This is a genomic window from uncultured Roseobacter sp. (assembly GCF_947495275.1).
Taxonomy (GTDB): Bacteria; Pseudomonadota; Alphaproteobacteria; order Rhodobacterales; family Rhodobacteraceae; genus Roseobacter.
Genome location: NZ_CANLYL010000002.1, coordinates 462,897 through 482,258, shown reverse-complemented (window position 1 = coordinate 482,258; position 19,362 = coordinate 462,897). Strand labels below are relative to the sequence as shown.

At 57.9% G+C, this 19,362-nt stretch carries 17 protein-coding genes; 13 read left to right on the top strand and 4 right to left on the bottom strand.

The window, feature by feature from the left end:
* Positions 1 to 71 precede the first annotated feature (71 nt).
* The 3 genes from Q0802_RS05630 to Q0802_RS05620 are packed head-to-tail and all read left to right on the top strand — an operon-like array spanning position 72 to position 1,632.
* Complete coding sequence (locus Q0802_RS05630) at positions 72 to 515, top strand: hypothetical protein (RefSeq protein WP_298914828.1); 444 nt, start codon at positions 72 to 74, stop codon at positions 513 to 515.
* On the top strand, positions 512 to 1,075 hold the full coding sequence (locus tag Q0802_RS05625; RefSeq protein WP_298914826.1) for a hypothetical protein: 564 nt from the start codon (positions 512 to 514) through the stop codon (positions 1,073 to 1,075). The genes Q0802_RS05630 and Q0802_RS05625 overlap by 4 nt, the downstream gene beginning before the upstream one ends.
* Entirely contained in the window at positions 1,075 to 1,632 is a 558-nt protein-coding gene (locus Q0802_RS05620; RefSeq protein WP_298914824.1) for an SCO family protein, read from the top strand. The genes Q0802_RS05625 and Q0802_RS05620 overlap by 1 nt, the downstream gene beginning before the upstream one ends.
* Before the next feature lie 10 nt (positions 1,633 to 1,642).
* Here the strand turns inward: Q0802_RS05620 and Q0802_RS05615 are convergent, their stop codons facing one another.
* Positions 1,643 to 2,872, bottom strand: coding sequence for a Coenzyme F420 hydrogenase/dehydrogenase, beta subunit C-terminal domain (locus Q0802_RS05615; protein WP_298914821.1), 1,230 nt, complete (start codon positions 2,870 to 2,872; stop codon positions 1,643 to 1,645).
* Positions 2,869 to 3,630, bottom strand: coding sequence for an NAD kinase (locus Q0802_RS05610; RefSeq protein ID WP_298914817.1), 762 nt, complete (start codon positions 3,628 to 3,630; stop codon positions 2,869 to 2,871). The genes Q0802_RS05615 and Q0802_RS05610 overlap by 4 nt, the downstream gene beginning before the upstream one ends.
* 224 nt (positions 3,631 to 3,854) lie before the next feature.
* On the opposite strand from Q0802_RS05610, the gene glyA reads away from it, so the two are divergent.
* Positions 3,855 to 5,150, top strand: coding sequence for a serine hydroxymethyltransferase (glyA, locus tag Q0802_RS05605; protein ID WP_298914815.1), 1,296 nt, complete (start codon positions 3,855 to 3,857; stop codon positions 5,148 to 5,150).
* Between the two features lie 373 nt (positions 5,151 to 5,523).
* Here the strand turns inward: glyA and Q0802_RS05600 are convergent, their stop codons facing one another.
* Entirely contained in the window at positions 5,524 to 5,898 is a 375-nt protein-coding gene (locus Q0802_RS05600; protein ID WP_298914812.1) for a hypothetical protein, read from the bottom strand.
* A 76-nt stretch (positions 5,899 to 5,974) separates the two neighbouring features.
* On the opposite strand from Q0802_RS05600, the gene Q0802_RS05595 reads away from it, so the two are divergent.
* From Q0802_RS05595 to kdsA, 9 genes are all read left to right on the top strand, one after another.
* Positions 5,975 to 6,733: an alpha/beta fold hydrolase gene (locus Q0802_RS05595; RefSeq protein ID WP_298914808.1), complete on the top strand. Its 759-nt coding sequence runs from the start codon at positions 5,975 to 5,977 to the stop codon at positions 6,731 to 6,733.
* A 185-nt stretch (positions 6,734 to 6,918) separates the two neighbouring features.
* Entirely contained in the window at positions 6,919 to 7,548 is a 630-nt protein-coding gene (locus Q0802_RS05590) for a VPLPA-CTERM sorting domain-containing protein (protein ID WP_298914805.1), read from the top strand.
* Positions 7,549 to 7,729: 181 nt separating this feature from the next.
* The gene (gene carB / locus Q0802_RS05585; RefSeq protein ID WP_298914802.1) at positions 7,730 to 11,062 is read left to right on the top strand and encodes a carbamoyl-phosphate synthase large subunit; all 3,333 of its coding nucleotides are present in this window, start codon (positions 7,730 to 7,732) and stop codon (positions 11,060 to 11,062) included.
* 192 nt (positions 11,063 to 11,254) lie between these two features.
* Positions 11,255 to 11,599 carry a metalloregulator ArsR/SmtB family transcription factor gene (locus Q0802_RS05580; protein ID WP_298914799.1) on the top strand — a complete coding sequence of 115 codons (345 nt, stop codon included), beginning with the start codon at positions 11,255 to 11,257 and terminating at the stop codon, positions 11,597 to 11,599.
* Positions 11,592 to 12,620, top strand: coding sequence for a permease (locus tag Q0802_RS05575; protein ID WP_298914796.1), 1,029 nt, complete (start codon positions 11,592 to 11,594; stop codon positions 12,618 to 12,620). Before Q0802_RS05580 ends, Q0802_RS05575 begins: the two co-directional genes overlap by 8 nt.
* Before the next feature lie 91 nt (positions 12,621 to 12,711).
* Positions 12,712 to 13,959: a Na+/H+ antiporter NhaA gene (locus tag Q0802_RS05570; RefSeq protein WP_298914794.1), complete on the top strand. Its 1,248-nt coding sequence runs from the start codon at positions 12,712 to 12,714 to the stop codon at positions 13,957 to 13,959.
* Positions 13,960 to 14,154: 195 nt separating this feature from the next.
* Positions 14,155 to 14,814, top strand: a complete 660-nt coding sequence (locus tag Q0802_RS05565; protein WP_298914792.1) for an ATP-binding cassette domain-containing protein — start codon at positions 14,155 to 14,157, stop codon at positions 14,812 to 14,814.
* Entirely contained in the window at positions 14,792 to 16,444 is a 1,653-nt protein-coding gene (locus Q0802_RS05560) for a capsule biosynthesis protein (protein WP_298914790.1), read from the top strand. The genes Q0802_RS05565 and Q0802_RS05560 overlap by 23 nt, the downstream gene beginning before the upstream one ends.
* A 1-nt stretch (position 16,445) precedes the next feature.
* Positions 16,446 to 17,279 (top strand): 3-deoxy-8-phosphooctulonate synthase, encoded by an 834-nt coding sequence (gene kdsA / locus Q0802_RS05555; RefSeq protein ID WP_298914788.1) that lies wholly within the window; start codon positions 16,446 to 16,448, stop codon positions 17,277 to 17,279.
* Between the two features lie 108 nt (positions 17,280 to 17,387).
* Here the strand turns inward: kdsA and Q0802_RS05550 are convergent, their stop codons facing one another.
* Entirely contained in the window at positions 17,388 to 19,316 is a 1,929-nt protein-coding gene (locus Q0802_RS05550; RefSeq protein WP_298914785.1) for an AsmA family protein, read from the bottom strand.
* Positions 19,317 to 19,362 lie beyond the last annotated feature (46 nt).

Here is a 19,362-nt window from a genome sequence, read left to right as displayed (position 1 = left end):
TTAACAATCGTTGATTGATCGATCCGACGCCGCCCTCTAGGCTTTTCTCAACGTCTCGGAGGAACCCATTTATGCGCCTGACCCTTTCCCTGCTTTTAACCTCGCTTGCACTGCCCGGATGGGCCAGTGAAGGCACCCGCGTCCAGGTGACGGGGGAGATCATCGACACCTGGTGCTATTATTCCGGTGTTATGGGCGGGCCTGATGCCGTTGTGGGCTCGGCGCATCACACCTGTGCGCTGTGGTGTTCGGCAGGGGGTATTCCCGTCGGCCTTCTGGCCGAGGACGGCACCGTCTACATGGTTCTCAAGATTGCGCAGGATGATGCCTCCGCCAGTGGCGACACGCAACTCAGCCTTGCGGCACATACGGTTACGGCCGATGGCATGCTCTATGAACGCGACGGGCAGAATTACATCGTCGTCAACGAAGTGGTCAGCGATGCCGATATCGAAAACCGCACCCATGAAGATTATGGAACCATTCCTTCCTTCTCATTTCCGGAGCCAAAATGATGCGTAAACTTGGAATGCTATTCGCTCTTGTCGCGGCCCCTGTTGCCGCTCAGGATTTCTCGGAAGGATCAAATGCCAAAAGCTGGAACCTCTATGCCGAGGTACCCGCAAAGTTTGAAGCACGTGTTGTCGATGTACTATGCGAGCTGACCGGGGATTGTTCTGATGACTGCGGCGCAGGATCACGTCAAATGGGTTTGGTCCGTACCGCGGATGACGTATTGGTCCTGGCGATGAAAAACAGCCAGCCCGCCTTTACCGGCGCTTCCGAAGAACTGGCACCTTTCTGCAACCAGATCGTCGAGGTTGATGGATTGATGCTTGAAGATGAGGATTTGGGTGCGAGCAACGTCTATCTTGTTCAGCGCATCAAATCAGCGGATGCCGATTGGATCAAAGCCAATAAATGGACCAAGAAATGGGCCGCGAAATACCCCGAAGCCAAAGGCAAAGGTCCGTGGTTTCGCCGTGATCCGCGCATTAAGGAAATCATCGGCATAGAGGGCTATCTGGGTCTGGGCCTTGAAGAAGATGCAACCTATGCGGAAGAAAATTTCTGATGTGGCGCGCCCTTCTACTTTCCCTTTTTGCTGGGTCCGCCGTGCAGGCCGAAGCGCCCCTGCCCTTTGATCTTGGTGGGCCCTACGAGCTGACGGATCAGCATGGGCAGACCCGCACGCAGGCTGATCCTGGTGGTAACGCGCAGCTATTGTTCTTTGGGTACGCCAATTGTCTGAACATCTGCTCGGCGGCATTGCCACTGATGGCTCAGGTTGTCGATGCGCTGGCTGATGAAGGGATCGAGATCACGCCCGTCATGATTACCGTCGCACCGGATCAGGACCGCGTGGAAACGATGGGCGCTCCGCTGGCGGAAATCCATCCGGACTTTATCGGGCTCACCGGTGACGAAGAAGCGCTGAGCACTGCCTACAAGGCGTTCTCAGTCGAGGTTACCCCCCTGTTTCAAGACCCGGAATACGGCTGGATATACGCGCATGGCAGTTTCATCCATCTGCTGGACAGTGACGGAGAGATGCTGACGCTGCTTCCGCCGATACTGGACACAGAACGCACAGTGGAAATTGTGCGCGGGTATGTTGTCCCGCAAAGCTAGCGGCACCTTATCAGTCAGGTAATTGCCCGGTATCGCCCCGCGATGCCGGGCTTTCGTTTGTCTGATGCGTCAAACCATAGGGCGCAACAATATCCCAGACATGCTCAGGGATCATGTTCTTCATCTTGGGGGGTTCTTCCCGGCGCAGATGCAGAACGGTCTCAGCGGCTTTCATCTCCACGCGCGCGCGCGCAAATTCCAACCCCCTCGGGCCAAGGTGCGGTTGCAACCAGCTCACAATCGGGCGCAGCCAGTCCGGCATACGCCGCAGGGGCAGCCCGCCCGCCGCGCGGCGGGTATTGGCGATGAACCCCTTGACGGCATTTGCACGCTTCCCGGCGTTATCCGGCGCACCAAGTGCGATCTTATCGCCAAGCCCGGCCAGCATTTCCGCCCCCCGGTCGTTGCGCACAAGCAGCCATTGTGCGCCCGTCCCGCCCATGTAACCGACCGTGATATCGGCCAGCGCGTTGGTATAATCCACGCAGGTCCGGCAGGTCAGCGGAAAGAAATCCGAAGGCAGGTTTGACAGCGGCAGCGCCAGAAACGGGATAAGCCTTTTGCGCCCGTCCCGATAACGCAACTCCACCCGGTAATCGGCGCGAAATTCCAGATAGGTGATCGTCTCCGGCGCATCTTCCAGCAGGCCCAGAAAATGGTGGAAATTCTCCGTGGTGGTGTTATCCGAACAAGGCGTGCCAATCACATAGAGCCGGTCCAGCCCCAGTTCCTTTTCCAAAGCGCGCAAGGCATAGATCTGACAGGGGATGCCGATCACCGCGATCCGGGTAAACCCTTGTTCCTGCGCGGTTTCCAGCAAGGCCAGCAGCGGCGCATAGCCCATCCGCATGCCGCGCGCCTGTGCCATATCCGCCGCATCTGTGATCAACGCCGGTTTTGGTCGCCAGCGATCCTGCACATCCGGCACCATCGTCAAAACCGCCTGCACCTTGCCCGCGTCCAGCAGATGTGCGGCCAGCGACGTGGTGATGCCGCTCCATTGCGCGCCACTTTTTGCAGGGATCATTTCGGCCCGGTACATGGCCTGAAACGGTCCGAAAAAGCGCTCATCCCCCGGCCCGCGCCTGCGCCCGTGCACCTGCGTTTCCAGCAGCGGATAATCCGGCGCGATGAATTGACAGGCCCGCCCGCAGGCTTTGGCATCTTTCATGCGCGACACGCCACAGTCGGTGCACAGCCCGCGCGGGGCAGCGGGACCGACGGAGGGTGTCTGGATCATGTAAACTGCTCGTTGATCAGCCGTTCTTCGAGCCCGTGACCGGGGTCAAACAGAATACGGTGCACCACGCTAGGATCGGATTTGATCTCCACGCAGGTGACATCCGTGACCGAATTGGCATCCGCTTCAGCCATGACGGGGCGTTTTTCCGCCTCTAGCACGTCAATCTGCACAACCGCGTGTTTGGGCAGCAGCGCGCCGCGCCACCGACGCGGGCGAAACGCGCTCATCGCGGTCAGCGCCAGCACTTCCGAGCCGATCGGGATGATCGGACCATGCGCGGAGTAGTTATAGGCCGTTGACCCTGCGGGCGTGGCCACCAGCGCCCCGTCACAGACCAGTTCGGCCATGCGCACACGCCCGTCCACCGTGATCTTCAGCTTGGCTGCCTGTGGCCCCGCGCGCAGCAGCGAAACCTCATTGATGGCCAGCGCCTTGGCCAGCGTGCCATCCGCGCGCGTCGCCGTCATGCTCAGCGGGTTGAGTTCCGCCTCTTCCGCAGCAGCAAGCCGTTCTGGCAGGTCAATTTCGGAATAGGTGTTCATCAAAAATCCGATGGTCCCCCGGTTCATGCCGTAGACCGGTATGCCCAGGGGCTGCACATCGTGCAGTGTTTGCAACATGAAGCCGTCACCGCCCAGCGCCACGATCACCTCCGCCTCCTGAAGCTCCACGTCGCCATAGCGCGTGATCAACGCCGCCCGCGCAGTTTGGGCGACATCCGCGCGGCTGGCGGTAAAGGCGATTTTCTTCGGCATCAATGTTTCCGATCAAGCACTTTGCGTCCCAAAACAAACACATATCCGATCCGCTGACCAGCGCATCACGTCTGTTTTGCCTTTGCCCGGTCTTGCGCGGGTCTTTGCCAAAACGCTAGAACGACGCACTGACCCCGCCATGCGTCGCTTTACCATCTTTTACCCCTTTGCGGTTTCCGTTACGCAGCGGCAAATCAACGCTCTTTTTGACAGGGAGACGACCTATGAATGCCCCCCACCGAACCCCCGGTTTCTTTACGGCCAGACTGGCTGACAGTGATCCTGAAATTTTCGGGTCGATCACCAAGGAATTGGGCCGTCAGCGCGACGAGATTGAACTGATCGCTTCGGAAAACATCGTCTCAGCGGCCGTGCTGGAGGCGCAAGGCTCCATCATGACCAACAAATATGCTGAAGGCTACCCTGGCCGACGCTATTATGGCGGCTGCCAATATGTTGATATTGCGGAGGAACTGGCGATAGAGCGGGCTTGCAAGCTCTTTGAATGCGGGTTTGCAAATGTGCAGCCGAACTCCGGCTCGCAAGCCAACCAAGGGGTATTTCAGGCGCTATTACAGCCCGGTGACACGATCCTCGGCATGAGCCTGGATGCAGGCGGTCACCTGACCCATGGCGCGCGTCCCAACCAATCGGGCAAGTGGTTCAATGCGGTGCAATACGGCGTGCGCCAACAAGACAATCTGCTCGATTACGATCAGGTCGAAGCGCTCGCCAAAGAGCATCAGCCCAAGATGATCATCGCGGGCGGCTCCGCCATTCCGCGCCAGATCGACTTTGCCCGCATGCGCGAGATTGCCGATATGGTGGGCGCTTATCTGCATGTGGACATGGCACATTTCGCGGGCCTCGTAGCTGCGGGTGAACACCCCAGCCCCTTCCCGCATGCCCATGTGGCCACAACGACAACGCATAAAACTTTGAGGGGCCCGCGCGGTGGGATGATCCTGACCAATGACGAGGCGCTGGCGAAGAAATTCAATTCAGCCATCTTCCCCGGCATTCAGGGCGGCCCGCTGATGCATGTCATCGCCGGCAAAGCCGTTGCCTTTGGCGAAGCGCTGCGCCCGGAATTCAAGGACTACATCAAGCAGGTCATCGCCAATGCGCAAGCCCTCAGCGATCAATTGATCAAGGGCGGGCTGGACACGGTCACCCATGGCACCGACACGCACGTGCTGCTGGTTGACCTGCGTCCCAAGGGCGTCAAAGGGAACGCCACCGAAAAGGCTCTGGGCCGGGCGCATATCACCTGCAACAAGAACGGCGTGCCTTTCGATCCAGAAAAACCAACCATCACCTCGGGCATTCGTCTGGGCAGCCCCGCCGGAACCACGCGCGGATTTGGCGAACCCGAATTCCGCCAGATCGCCGACTGGATCATCGAAGTTGTCGACGGGCTTGCGGCCAACGGCGAAGAAGGCAACGCGGCGGTCGAAGAGAAGGTCAAGGCCGAAGTTGCGGAACTTTGCGCGCGTTTTCCGATGTATCCAAACCTCTGACTACCATATTTTTGCAATGAGAGCGCCCCCTGGGTTTCCCCTTGGGGGCGTTTCATTTGGTAGCAACGTGGCAATGGGCTGATCGGGTGACGTCTCCAAACGACAGATATGAAATACTTCAGCATTTCGACTTTACCTTGAGACATCGAACATCGCTTTTCGCGTGTCACTGAAGGAAGAAGCCGCGAACAAGCGATCCAACGTAAAGTCGAAACGCTATAGCGCCTTTTTGCGGCCGAAACTCCTGATGCCGGCAATGGCGGCATGGTGAACGGCCAGTTATCCATCTGGCGACTGAGGCATCCGGTTTTCCGGGTTACTTTTAAGGTATCGGGGTGGCGCGCATCCGTTGGGATCGAGTCTTGACAGATATTCAGATAGAACCGCGCGCCTTCAGCCAGATCACCCAGGCGGCAAAAACAATGATCAGGTTGAAAGCTATGACCGCCAGCACTGACAGAATGCGCGCGCGCCTTTCGGCAGCACGATCAATCGCCGACAGATGCGCAGAAAGGTCTGCATAGGCGCTTTCAATCTTGCTTGTATCAAGCTGCCGCAAAAGCTTCAGATTGCCGCTGACGGCTTCTGCCTGAGCCATCAGCCTTGCAGGGGCCCGCAACTTCTTGGGCAGGCGACGTCCGGCCTTTCGAACCGCGTGTCGGAGATTGCGCCCTTTAACGCCCAGGTGCTTTTGCATCGCGTCTTTCAGCGCCTGCGCCATCTGTTCTATATCGTCAGGTGATTTCATCGCAAAACCTAACCATCCCGGTTGATCCGGCGCAATAGGGCTGGCAGATGAAGATCGAATCCGCTAGCTCTTACGCATGCTGAACTCTTATGAATTCGGTGCCAAGGATGCGCCAAAGATTTTGATCGTTCACGGTCTTTACGGGTCCGGACGAAACTGGGGGGCCATCGCCAAACGCCTGTCCGACGTGGCGCATGTGATCACCGTTGATCAGCGCAACCATGGCTACAGCGACTGGAAACCGACACACACCTATGCCGATATGGCCGGTGATCTGGCAGAAATGATCGAGCAGATCGGAGGCCCCGTACATGTTGTCGGGCATTCCATGGGGGGCAAGGCAGCCATGGTGCTGGCCTTGGAAAACCCTCAGCTGGTCGAACGATTGGTCGTCGGTGATATTGCCCCGGTAGCCTATACCCACAGCCAGATACAATTCATCACCGCAATGCGCGGCGTTGATCTGACGCAGATCACACGCCGGTCAGATGCAGAGAAGCAACTTGCAGAATTGGGTGTCGAACCCGCGTTGCAGAGTTTCTTTACACAGTCTCTCGACCATAACGCTAAACGCTGGCGCTTGAATCTGGACGTACTTGCCGAGGAAATGGACAAGATACTCTCCTTTCCACAGATCGCTGGCCAGTTCGACAAGCCAACGTTATTCTTGACCGGGGCGGACTCCGACTACGTCACCCCAGAACACCGCCCCATCATCAAAAAACTCTTTCCAACTGCGCGTTTTGCAAAGCTGCCGGCTGCCGGTCACTGGCTTCACGCGGATAAACCGCGTGAGTTTGAAGCCGCGCTGAGAGCTTTTTTCAAACTGGACTAGTCTTGGGGATCACTGTTTCGCAGTTGAGAACAATAGTTATCAACAGGTGCCATTGCGGCGTTGAAAACGGCTAAATACACTGTAATTCAATAAGTTTTTATCAAATTTCTTGCATTTTTCGTGTTTTTGGAGTCTTCTGTAATGCGTAATGTCAGTTTTTTGGTGATTTCGTTGGTGAGGGATTTATGAAGAACTTGTTCACACTTGTACTTACTGCCGGGCTTGGCCTGACGGCAGCCGTGGCTGCGTCATCCCTTAATTTTCAACGTTTCTCCATTGCCGACAGCGTGCAGGGTGCTGAATCCGCGGGCGTCGAGTTCAGAGCTCAGAATGCTGCGTTTGGGTCGGATGACGGCGACATCAAAGTCAAGCTCGCTTCTTTTTCGGACACGACTGTCTCGTTTTTTGAAGTTGTGTCTCTGGACAAACCTTTTGAATTCAAATCGGTTGAACTGAGCACCGACAAATTGTTTGGCGATGTCGTCACCGTGACAGGCTTCCTGGATGATAAGGAAGTTATCTCCGAAGCGCTGAACGTCTTGAATGTACCGCAGGTTTTCACACCGCGTACATTTGCGGGCATTCCCCTTGACCGCCTGCGGTTCGGGTCGTTCGGCGGCTTCCCGGGTGGCATTGGCGGTGGTTCGCAACCACAGTTTTTTGTACAGGACGACGTACCGAATGACGAAACCACCATATCTCTCGACGATGTGGAACTGGTAGATGTGTCGCCTGTACCAATCCCTGCCTCCATGATGCTGTTGGGCACCGCTCTTGCTGGTTTCGGCGTGATGCGGCGTCGCAAGAAATCCTGAGATATATCCCAAAAAGGATGATGTAGGCGACCCTGATGCGGTCGCCTTTTTATCGTCTGTGCGTATTGTCTTCCATTATCCTGCCCACAGCGTCATTCCCCCCTTGCGCAGCGCCCGCGCTTGCCTATAACGCAGGACAATTTGGACACACGGGCGTGTCCAGAAGATAAGGGGCCTGATCATGCCAAAGAGAACCGATATCAATTCCATCATGATCATCGGAGCTGGCCCCATCGTGATCGGACAGGCCTGCGAATTCGACTACTCCGGCGCTCAGGCCTGCAAAGCGCTCAAGGAGGAAGGTTACCGGGTCATTCTAGTCAACTCCAACCCCGCGACGATCATGACCGACCCGGGCCTTGCGGATGCCACCTATATCGAGCCCATCACGCCCGAGATGGTGGCAAAGATCATTGAAAAAGAACGTCCCGACGCATTGCTGCCGACGATGGGCGGGCAGACCGGTCTCAACACATCGTTGGCGCTTGAAGAAATGGGTGTCCTGGACACGTTCAACGTCGAGATGATCGGGGCCAAACGCGACGCCATCGAGATGGCCGAGGACCGCAAGCTCTTTCGCGAAGCGATGGATCGGCTGGGCATCGAAAACCCCAAAGCTGCCATTGTCACCGCCCCGAAAGATGAAAACGGCAAGAAGGATCTGGCCGCAGGTGTGGCGATCGCCCTTGAAACCTTGGAAGAGGTCGGACTGCCAGCGATCATTCGCCCGGCATTCACCATGGGCGGTACCGGTGGTGGCGTGGCCTACAACCGCGATGACTACGAGGCGATCTGCCGCTCCGGCATGGATGCCTCGCCTGTGGGGCAAATCCTCGTTGATGAATCCCTTCTGGGCTGGAAGGAATACGAGATGGAGGTGGTGCGCGACACTGCCGACAACGCGATCATCGTTTGCTCCATCGAAAACGTAGACCCGATGGGCGTGCACACCGGCGATAGCATCACCGTGGCCCCTGCGTTGACGCTCACGGACAAAGAATACCAGATCATGCGAAACCACTCCATCGCAGTGCTGCGCGAGATCGGCGTGGAGACCGGTGGTTCCAACGTGCAATGGGCGGTGAACCCTGAAGACGGTCGCATGGTGGTGATTGAAATGAACCCACGGGTCAGCCGATCCTCTGCGCTGGCCTCCAAGGCGACAGGATTTCCGATTGCCAAGATCGCCGCAAAACTTGCGGTGGGCTACACGCTGGATGAGCTTGACAATGATATCACCAAGGTCACGCCGGCGTCATTTGAGCCGACCATTGACTATGTCGTCACCAAAATCCCGAAATTCGCCTTTGAGAAATTCCCCGGCTCCACGCCGGACCTCACCACCGCAATGAAATCTGTCGGCGAGGCCATGTCGATTGGCCGCACGATCCACGAATCCATGCAAAAAGCGCTGGCTTCCATGGAAGAGGGGCTGACCGGTTTCAACGAAATCGACATCCCCGGCGCGCCTGACACCGCGGCCATTGTCAAGGCAATCAGCCAGCAGACCCCTGACCGGCTGCGTACGATCGCACAGGCCATGCGCCACGGCATGAGCGACGAAGATATCCACGCGGTGACCATGTTCGACCCGTGGTTCCTCGCCCGTATCCGCGAGATCATCCAGGCTGAGGCGCAGGTCCACATGAACGGGCTGCCGCGCGATGCCGCCGGTCTGCGACACCTCAAGATGATGGGTTTCACCGACGCTCGCCTAGCCGAGCTTTCGGGCAAAACCGAGAGTGAGGTTCGCAAGACCCGCCATGCCGAAGGCGTGACTGCTGTCTTCAAGCGCATCGACACCTGTGCAGCCGAATTCGAGGCGCAAACGCCTTATATGTACTCCACCTATGAAGCCCCGGTTTTTGGCGAGGTCGAGTGCGAAGCGCGCCCGTCCGACCGCAAGAAAGTGGTCATTCTGGGCGGTGGTCCCAACCGCATCGGTCAGGGGATCGAATTTGACTATTGCTGCTGCCATGCCTGCTACGCACTGACGGATGCGGGCTATGAAACCATCATGGTCAACTGCAATCCCGAAACAGTTTCCACCGATTATGACACCTCCGACCGGCTTTATTTCGAACCGCTTACCTTTGAGCATGTCATGGAAATCCTGCGGGTGGAGCAGGAAAACGGCACATTGCACGGGGTGATCGTGCAGTTCGGCGGACAGACGCCGCTCAAGATCGCGCAGGCTCTGCACGAAGAGGGCATCCCTATTCTGGGCACCACGCCCGACGCCATTGATCTGGCCGAAGACCGAGAGCGGTTCCAACAGCTGGTTCAGGGGCTTGGCCTGAAACAGCCCAACAACGGCATTGCCCATTCAGACGCCGAAGCGCTTGAAATTGCAAAGGATATCGGCTTCCCGCTGGTCATCCGGCCGTCTTATGTGCTGGGCGGGCGCGCGATGGAAATCGTGCGTGATCAGGCCAGTCTGGAACGCTACATCACCAGCGCCGTGGTGGTGTCGGGCGACAGCCCCGTTCTGCTTGACAGCTATCTGGCCGGGGCGGTTGAACTGGATGTGGACGCACTTTGTGACGGTGAAGACGTCCATGTGGCTGGCATCATGCAGCACATTGAAGAGGCGGGCGTGCATTCCGGCGACAGCGCCTGCTCCCTGCCCCCCTATTCGCTGCCCCGCGATGTGATAGCGGAGATCGAAACCCAGACCCACGCGCTAGCAAAGGCGCTGAACGTTGTGGGGCTGATGAACATCCAGTTCGCCATCAAGGACGGCGAGATTTTCCTCATCGAGGTCAATCCGCGTGCCTCGCGCACCGTGCCCTTTGTCGCCAAGGCCACGGATTCGGCCATTGCCTCCATCGCCGCGCGCATCATGGCCGGTGAACCGCTCAGCAATTTCCCGCAGCGCGCCCCCTATGACGCCGATGCCGCCTATGAGGCCACCCTGCCCCTGGGCGATCCGATGACGCTGGCCGATCCGAACATGCCGTGGTTTTCGGTCAAGGAGGCCGTGCTGCCCTTCGCCCGCTTCCCCGGCGTGGACACGCTTTTGGGCCCCGAAATGCGCTCCACCGGCGAGGTCATGGGATGGGACCGCGATTTCCCGCGCGCTTTCCTCAAGGCGCAGATGGGCGCGGGCACGATCCTGCCGTCCAAGGGGTGCGCATTCCTGTCGATCAAGGATGCGGATAAAACCGACGACATGCTCTCTGCCGCACGTATCCTGCTTGATCAGGGCTTCTCGCTGGTCGCAACCCGCGGCACCGCCAAATGGCTGACAGGTCACGATCTGGCCTGCGGTGTGGTCAACAAGGTCTATGAGGGCCGCCCCGACGTGACCGACATGATGAAGGACGAGGCCATTCATCTGGTGATGAACACCACCGAAGGCGCGCAGGCAGTGGAGGACAGCAAATCCATCCGCTCCATCGCGCTTTACGACAAGATACCTTATTTCACGACCGCGGCCGGCAGCTATGCCGCTGCCCTCGCCATCCGTGCGCAGGCCGACGGTGATGTCGGCGTCAAGGCGCTGCAGGGATAGGGTTCGCCGGGCGGGGTGCCCAGGAAGGATCAGGCCTGATCATTGAGATGGCGACCCAAGAAACACTGTCGACGCCGCCCGCCATTGCTGTGATCTCGGTATTTTTCTGAGCCATCAGGGCGATCATCATTATTTCGAATTTCATCGAAATGTCTCTTGCCAGCGAAGTATTGATTCTATATTTCTAGAATCATGAAAATAAATAAACCCGAAGATCTTGATCTCACTATAGCTGCCGCGCGCTTTGCTGCACTCGGCTCAGAGCAACGCCTCGCTGTTTTGCGGAGCCTTGTACGCGCCGGCCCGGAAGGCCTCAGCATCGGTGAACTTGGCACCCGAACCGGCGTCACGGGGTCTACCCTGACGCATCATATGAAAATACTGGCATCCGCCGGATTGGTCACGCAGGCAAAACAAGGGCGCAGTATCATCTGTGCTGCAATTGCCTATGAAGAGGTGCAGGGCCTTTCGGAGTTCCTGTTGAACGAATGCTGTGCCGACAGCCCTTCCCCCTGTGGAGATCACGATCATGGCTGACACAACCCACTCCCAAGACAGCGCTCGCCGTTTTCCCAAGCTCAACGCATGGGGTGTCACTCTGGTGCTTCTGTTGCTAATTGCTGTCTTCGACACTCCGCAGTTCACGCCAACGCTCACCTTTCTGATCGAAGCATTGGCAGGTACAGCGCCTTTCATTCTTTTTGCAGTCCTCGCTGTGGCCTACCTCAAGGCATCCGGGTCCGAAAACCTCCTCGCCAAGGCCTTTTCAGGAAATCAAGCACGCATGATGGTGATGGCCGCCTTGCTGGGGGGCTTGTCCCCCTTCTGTAGCTGCGAAGTGATCCCCTTCATCGCGGCTCTGCTGGCTGTGGGTGCGCCGCTGGGCGCTGTCATGGCTTTCTGGCTGGCGTCTCCCCTGATGGACCCTGCAATGTTCGCGATCACATCCGGAACTCTGGGCTGGGAGTTTGCAACGGCAAAAGCACTGTCCGCCATCGGTCTCGGTGTCCTGGGCGGCTTTGGCACAATGCTCTTTGCCAACACACCGGTGTTTTCAAACCCGCTGAGAGAACGCCCCGCCGTCGGTGGGTGCTGCGGCGTCAAGGAACCTTTCAGCGGGACCCCGGTCTGGCGGTTCTGGCAGGCATCAGAGCGCAGCGCCGTGTTCAAGGACACCGCGCTGGAAAACGCCCTCTTCCTGCTGAAATGGCTGACGCTGGCATATGTCATCGAGGCGATGATGCTCGCCTATGTCCCCGCAGAGATGATTGCCGGACTGTTGGGCGGCGAAGGTATCTGGCCCATCCTCATGGGGGCATTGGTCGGCGCCCCGGCATACCTCAACGGCTACGCCGCCGTACCGCTGGTTGACGCCCTGCTGGCCCAGGGTATGGCCCCCGGTGCTGCCATGTCCTTTGTGATTGCCGGTGGGGTCAGTTGTATTCCCGCAGCCATTGCGGTCTGGGCATTGGTGAAACCGAAGGTCTTCATCGCGTATCTTGGCTACGCGCTGATCGGATCTGTCATCGCAGGCATGATCTGGCAGGCAATTGCATAAGCCCTCACCTCCGTCGATATCACAATTTCGTCCCCCCGTTGATCAGCTCCCGCGCATCGCGTAGCAAGGTTGAAATGACAGGGGGGCGTCAATGTATCGGGTGTGGAGCTTTCTGACCAACTATTCACTTCTGTTGATCATCGGCGCGCTGATCGCGTTGGTGTGGGCGAACCTGGATTACGACAGCTATCACCATTTTGTTGAATTCAAAATCTGGGATCATGCGCCGATCGGACACCTGCATGACGGCCACCGCACATTGACCCTGCATTACCTCGTCAACGATGTTTTAATGGCATTCTTCTTCGCCATCGCAGCCAAGGAAGTCTGGGAAGCCGTCATTCTGAAAAACGGCTCCTTACGCGGTAAAAAGGCGGCGACTCCTTTGTTTGCAACGCTTGGCGGTATGGTTGGCCCGATCTCTGTCTACCTTGGCCTGGCACTGCTGCTGGGGTCGGACACCTACAATGCCGTTGCAAACGGCTGGGCGATACCTACAGCCACAGACATCGCGTTTTCCTATCTGGTGGGCCGGATCGTCTTTGGCGCTGGCCACCCGGCGGTGCGGTTCCTGTTGCTTCTGGCGATCGCAGATGACGCCGCCGGGCTCATCATTCTGGCGGTTTTCTACCCCTCGGGCGAGCTTGCACCTGCGTGGTTACTGTTTTCTGCCGGGGCAGCCATCGCTGTCTACCTTCTCGCCAACTGGCTGCCGCGCCGTCTGGACCGTGGCAATCAGGCACGCCCCACGTCAACCTGGGTCCGTACCAGGTTGCATTTTCTGCCCTACTTTATCGCTGCCTGTCTGAGTTGGTACGGCTTCATGCGATCCGGCCTGCACCCTGCGCTTGGCCTGCTGCCAATAGTTCCAACAATTCCCCATGCGGATCGGGCCTTCGGGATTTTTGCCGAGGCCGAAAAATACCTCACCGATCTTTTGAACCAGATCGAACATGGGCTCAAAGGTCCGGTTGAGATTGTGCTCTTCTTCTTCGGCCTTCTGAATGCAGGTGTTCAGTTTTCCTCCATCGGGGACGCGACTTGGCTGGTCCTGGCCGGTCTGCTCATCGGCAAACCTGTCGGCATATTGATCTTCGGCTGGATTGCAGCGGGCCCCCTGCGGCTGGGATTGCCCCAGGGTATGCGCACTGTCGACCTGATTGTCATCGGCTGCGTGGCGGCAATCGGTTTCACGGTCTCTCTCTTCGTCGCCTCAGTGGCATTTGCACCGGGTGACGTTCAGGATGCCGCAAAAATGGGGGCCTTGTTCAGCTTTGCCGCAGCCATTGTGAGCATCATCGCCGGCATACTGCTACGCGTTCAAAAACAACCGGGTTGAAAAGCACACAGGCTGGCCAGACTTGGACGGGCGAAAACCCGCCACTCGCAAAAAATGGCGATCCGCGTATCCGTTGTACATTTGTTTCTAATTAAGACATAATATTGCCCAACAAGGTAGATAATCCGTAAACAACCTCTGATAACAGAGGGCAGGCAGACCCATGTCCGGGTCAACGCGCAACCGGAGCAGGTCATGCTGGCGTTCGAAAATGTATCGAAATCATTTTGGACGGGATCCCAACACAAGGTGATCCTTGACCATGTGTCTTTCAAGGTTGAGCTTGGCAACTCGCTTGGCATCCTTGCACCGAACGGAACGGGCAAAACAACCCTGATCAACATGATGGCTGGATTGGAAAAACCCGATGAGGGCGAAATCCGCCGCGGGTGTAATATTTCCTTCCCCTTGGGCTTTATGGGCGGTGTCGTGACAAAGGTCTCGGCGATGGAGAATGCCCGCTATATCGCCCGTCTGTACGGGCTTGACCCGGATTACGTAGAAAGTTTTTGCCGCTGGTTATGTGGGCTGGGCGAGTATTTCGACCAGCCACTTGGCACTTATTCAGCCGGAATGCGCGCACGGTTTTCGTTCTCGCTCATGCTGGCGCTGGATTTTGACATGTATCTGATCGACGAAGGCATGCCCGGCACGACAGATGTTGAGTTCAACCGCAAAGCGGGCGAGATTCTGCAAGAACGTCTGCGCACCACAACAATCATTATTGTGTCACATCAGGCAAAAACGCTTGAGAAATTTGCCCGCTCTGCGGCCGTTCTGGTCGGGGGTCAATTTCACATGTTCGACACGTTGGAAGAAGCGAAACGGCTTTATGACTACCAAACCCACAGCTAGAAAGTTCCGCATCAAGCGGACAACGCCGGGCGCCAACGCGGAAAAGGCTGCTCCTGCGGAGCGCCCCGCGGCCCAAGATCCGGACGCGGCAAAACCCAGGACAACGGATGCACCGGCTGCTACGCCAAAAGCGCGTGCACCCAGTGCCGAAAACGCGGCGGCCGAGCTTGATGCCATCCGGCGTGAGGGGCTGACAGGCCGTCAATTGCGCATGGCCCGCAGAGTGGCTCACAAGAACGGTCTCGCCGCGACGTCGGATTTCGACGCTGTGCGGCTGCTGCGCAGTCGGGGCATTGATCCGTTCCAGCGGTCGAACATGCTGGAGCTGGTTATCCCGCAAAACCCGGATGATCCGATCCAAAACGGTAAAGTAAAAACTGACGGGAAAACGAGCAATGCCGGCGAGACAGGACGGGTCCAGCTGCCGCAAACACTGCCGATGGACAAGGAAACTCTGCCGTCAACCGAACTGAACCCCGCAGATTTGCGCAATCGGCAGATTTCGGAGATTCAGCGCGACATCACCAAACGTCGCCGCCGCAAGATGGGCATGCTTCTGGCCCGTCTGTCGTTCTTCGTATTCCTGCCAACAATCCTTGCGGGCTGGTATTACTATGCGGTTGCCACGCCAATGTATTCGACCAAGTCGGAATTCCTGATACTTCAGGCCGACAATCAGGGAGGTGGTATTGGTGGCTTGCTGTCCGGCACCCAGTTTGCCACGTCTCAGGACAGCATCGCGGTTCAATCCTATTTGCAATCCAAGGATGCCATGTTGCGACTGGACGCCGATGTTGGGTTCAAATCCCATTTCGCGCAGCCGAGCATTGATCCGATCCAGCGCCTGGCCGCTGATCCCTCGAACGAGCAGGCCTTCAAGACCTACAAAAAGAACGTCAAGGTTGGCTATGATCCGACAGAAGGCGTGTTGCGCATGGAAGTCATCGCCGCCGATCCGCATGTGAGCGCGGACATCAGCGCTGCGCTGATCAACTATGCGGAGGAGCGGGTAAATTCTCTTAGCCAGCAAAAGCGCGGCGACCAGATGTCCGAAGCGCAGGCAAGTTTTGAAAAATCCGAAGAGGAGCGCCGCCTTGCGCAGGAAGCTTTGGTTAAACTGCAGATCGAGGGCGCGACACTTGATCCGGAGGCGGTAATTGCCGCGCTGCGAGGCCAAATCAACCAAGTCGAGATACAATTGCTTGAAAAAGAGCTGCAACTTGCGGCTTTGCTCGACAATGCGCGACCAAACCAGTCACGGGTAGACGGTGCCAGAGGCGATGTGCGGCGCCTGAACGAGCAGTTGGCCGAGCTCAATGCTCGCATGACCGATGCCAGCCAGGGCCAGAACTCCCTCGCGCAGCTCAGCGTGCGCATCCAAATGGCGCAGGCCGACCTTGCGACACGCGATATGTTGTTGCAATCCGCGTTGCAGCAGATGGAGCAGACGCGGATGGAGGCCAACCGGCAGGTACGATATCTGACCACCAGCGTGGAACCGGTGCCGTCGGAGGAGCCCAGTTATCCCCGCAAGTTCGAAAACACCATTGTTGCCTTCTTGATCTTCGCAGGCATCTACCTGATGATCTCGCTTACTGCTTCCATTTTGCGTGAACAGGTGACCTCCTGATATGACCCATGTTTCTGTCGGCGATTTGACAATCGGCAATGACCGACCACTCACCGTGATTGCCGGCCCCTGCCAGCTGGAAAGCGCGGATCACGCGCAGATGATCGCCGGTAGGATGAAAGAAGCCTGTGATGCGGCGGGCGCGCAATATGTCTTCAAGGCCTCTTATGACAAGGCCAACCGCACCTCGCTGGATGGCGCGCGCGGGATGGGGATCGACGAAGGCCTGAAAGTGCTGGAATCCGTGGCCCGGACCAACCAGATCCCGGTCATCACCGATGTACACTCCGAGGCGCAATGCGCCATCGCCGCAGATGTGGTCGATATCATCCAGATTCCAGCTTTTCTCTGTCGCCAAACCGACATGCTGCTGGCCGCTGGCAACAGCGGCGCCGCGATCAACGTGAAGAAAGGTCAGTTCCTCGCACCTTGGGAGATGGAGAACATCGTCACCAAGATCGAATCCACCGGCAACCGGCGCATTCTGCTGACCGAGCGCGGCACAACCTTCGGCTACAACACGCTTGTGGTCGACATGCGGTCGCTACCGCAGATGGCGCAGACGGGCTACCCGGTAGTGATGGACGCCACCCATTCGGTGCAGCAGCCGGGCGGGCGTGGCGGCTCTTCGGGCGGGCAGCGTGAGTTTGCCCCGGTCATGGCGCGCGCAGCCGCAGCCGTGGGCGTGGGCGGCATCTTCATGGAAACCCATCAGGATCCGGACAATGCCCCCTGCGACGGGCCCAATATGATTTATCTTGATCAAATGCCTAAGCTCATCGAGACGTTGATGCAGTTTGACGCCATGGCAAAGGCCAACCCGTTGCGCATTTGACCCTGCTCTCTCAGTTGACTGTGCAGCGTCTGGCGACCCCACTCACAGGTATATGCGGCAAGACCGACACCAGCGATGCATAATGTCTCAAGGTAGCGTCGAAACGCATTAGTCAAATAGCTTGCGTAACAGTTTGTCTTTGACTTTGTCTTTTACGGCATCTTCTGCGGATTGACCCGGCTGTGCACTGACACCCAGCTTCTGGTTCAGCTTCTCCTTGGCCTTGTCTTTCAATTCATCCTTCTTGGCATCCAATTCCGCTTCGAAGGCGGCCTCGAGGTCCGGGCGGATGGAGATGTCCGACCATGGCCCGACAAAGCGCACTGGTATGGAAATGCCCTGTCCGCTGTTCGCCCGCAAGGCAATCGGTGTCACGGTGTAATCCATATTCTGTGCGGCCAAGCCAATGTTCCCGGCCCCGGTTGCGCGGTAGTTCTTGAGCTGTAAGAGCAGGTCCTTATTGTTCAGCACACCCGACGCAATGGCCCATGTCCCCGTCAGGCTGTCAAAGACGGTTGTACCCGCCCCGACATCACCCGACCGCATCAATCGGTCGAGGTCGATCCCCTGGATCGTGCCTTTCCCAATCGCCAGCGAGCCATCTCCGGACAAAGACCGCATGATTGCATCCACCGAAGACCCCGACCCCAGGAAGCTCAATTTGGCGTCCCCCTGCCCTGTAAGCCGGTTCAATCCCGCAGCATCGGAAAGCAGGGGCTGCATTTGAATGGCCCGCGCGCCCAAATTGCCGCCAACCGACAGGCCGGACCGGTTGTTGATCACAAACTCGCCGGTGACATCACCGCCGTAAGCCTGCACTTCACGCAATTCAAAGACCATCCGCGCGCGATCATTGCGCAAAATGGTGCGGGTCTGACCGAGTTGAAACTGACCCAGGTCGATGCTTTGAGCTGACAGGGCAATTTCGCCGTTGAAAGCCGCCAGACCGCTGGCATCAATCGGCTCTGTCGACCAACCGCTTGAGGCGCTTCCACCCGCCGACGAACCGCCACCGCTGCCGCCTGATGGCTCCGCGGTGTCCTGTTTCAAATCAAGCGCACCGGCATCGAGCTGGGCATTGATGATCGGCACGCCATTGAGTTCGATATCTGCAGCACCCGTCAGGCTGTTGTCTCCCAGATCGACCTTGAGGTCGCGCAGCGACAGCTTGCGATCCGGCGTCAGCGTCAGATCCGTGGTCATGTTGATCACACGCCCCAGATTGCTCGGCAAGTCGACGCCGGGCAATCCCAAGGCTTCAAGAAAGGCCTTTGTCGTATCCGTTTTGAGGGTCAGGGCCCCGGCCACAGCCCCCGCGGTGCTGGCGCGCCCGCCAAATGACACGCTGCCAGCCGCCGTGGTTACGGAAGCGGTAAAGGTCTGTGTCTCCCCGGTGATAAAACCGGCAAAACCGTCGATAACGGCGCCAACCATCACCGGTTGCGCCGTAGGACGCAGCACGGCCGTGATCTCTGCCGCACCCAGTCGCTCGGGCCAGTCGAGCGTCAGATCAACACCTTCATAGGACACCAGATCGCTGCCCTCGGCGTCATAGATCAATCGGGCATCGGTCACCCTCAGCCGTTCAATACTGATGGGATGGGATGCCCGTTCAGGGGCCGTTTCCGTGGCGATCTGTGCCTCGCCGGAAGAATCAGTGAATTGCCAGCTCGCGCGGCCATCCTGGCGTTGCTCCAACCGGATCGTTGGGCTTTCCGCCTCGATATTGGTGATCCTAATTTCGCCTCGAAGCAATCCCAGAGCATCCACGCCAATAGCTGCATTCGCCGCCTGAAGCATCGGGCCTTGTTCGGACCAGTCAGCGTTCCCGACCTCCAGCCCGCCAGCCCTTACGCCGAGAACCGGGTAAAACGTCAACGCCACATCGCCGGTGATTGACACCTCCCGCCCCGTGAAATTGCGCAGCTGTTCGGTTGCAATCCGCGCCACCCGTTCCGCGGGGAGAAAGAACAACGACACCACAGCGACCACAACGATCACGACCAGCAATCCGATCAACCGGAAAACCCACTTCATCCGCACACCCTCACCTATGCCCATGAGGCCCCTTTTCGGGGCCCCT

What these genes read in the sequence shown, in the direction of transcription:
- Q0802_RS05625 (WP_298914826.1), top strand. Translation starts at nt 512, where the DNA reads ATGATGCGTAAACTTGGAATGCTATTCGCTCTTGTCGCGGCCCCTGTT.
- Q0802_RS05600 (WP_298914812.1), bottom strand. Translation starts at nt 5,898, where the DNA reads ATGAAATCACCTGACGATATAGAACAGATGGCGCAGGCGCTGAAAGAC.
- Q0802_RS05575 (WP_298914796.1), top strand. Translation starts at nt 11,592, where the DNA reads ATGGCTGACACAACCCACTCCCAAGACAGCGCTCGCCGTTTTCCCAAG.
- Q0802_RS05560 (WP_298914790.1), top strand. Translation starts at nt 14,792, where the DNA reads ATGACTACCAAACCCACAGCTAGAAAGTTCCGCATCAAGCGGACAACG.
- Q0802_RS05550 (WP_298914785.1), bottom strand. Translation starts at nt 19,316, where the DNA reads ATGAAGTGGGTTTTCCGGTTGATCGGATTGCTGGTCGTGATCGTTGTG.
- Q0802_RS05590 (WP_298914805.1), top strand. Translation starts at nt 6,919, where the DNA reads ATGAAGAACTTGTTCACACTTGTACTTACTGCCGGGCTTGGCCTGACG.
- glyA (WP_298914815.1), top strand. Translation starts at nt 3,855, where the DNA reads ATGAATGCCCCCCACCGAACCCCCGGTTTCTTTACGGCCAGACTGGCT.
- Q0802_RS05615 (WP_298914821.1), bottom strand. Translation starts at nt 2,872, where the DNA reads ATGATCCAGACACCCTCCGTCGGTCCCGCTGCCCCGCGCGGGCTGTGC.
- carB (WP_298914802.1), top strand. Translation starts at nt 7,730, where the DNA reads ATGCCAAAGAGAACCGATATCAATTCCATCATGATCATCGGAGCTGGC.
- Q0802_RS05630 (WP_298914828.1), top strand. Translation starts at nt 72, where the DNA reads ATGCGCCTGACCCTTTCCCTGCTTTTAACCTCGCTTGCACTGCCCGGA.
- Q0802_RS05595 (WP_298914808.1), top strand. Translation starts at nt 5,975, where the DNA reads ATGCTGAACTCTTATGAATTCGGTGCCAAGGATGCGCCAAAGATTTTG.
- Q0802_RS05565 (WP_298914792.1), top strand. Translation starts at nt 14,155, where the DNA reads ATGCTGGCGTTCGAAAATGTATCGAAATCATTTTGGACGGGATCCCAA.
- kdsA (WP_298914788.1), top strand. Translation starts at nt 16,446, where the DNA reads ATGACCCATGTTTCTGTCGGCGATTTGACAATCGGCAATGACCGACCA.
- Q0802_RS05580 (WP_298914799.1), top strand. Translation starts at nt 11,255, where the DNA reads ATGAAAATAAATAAACCCGAAGATCTTGATCTCACTATAGCTGCCGCG.
- Q0802_RS05570 (WP_298914794.1), top strand. Translation starts at nt 12,712, where the DNA reads ATGTATCGGGTGTGGAGCTTTCTGACCAACTATTCACTTCTGTTGATC.
- Q0802_RS05610 (WP_298914817.1), bottom strand. Translation starts at nt 3,630, where the DNA reads ATGCCGAAGAAAATCGCCTTTACCGCCAGCCGCGCGGATGTCGCCCAA.
- Q0802_RS05620 (WP_298914824.1), top strand. Translation starts at nt 1,075, where the DNA reads ATGTGGCGCGCCCTTCTACTTTCCCTTTTTGCTGGGTCCGCCGTGCAG.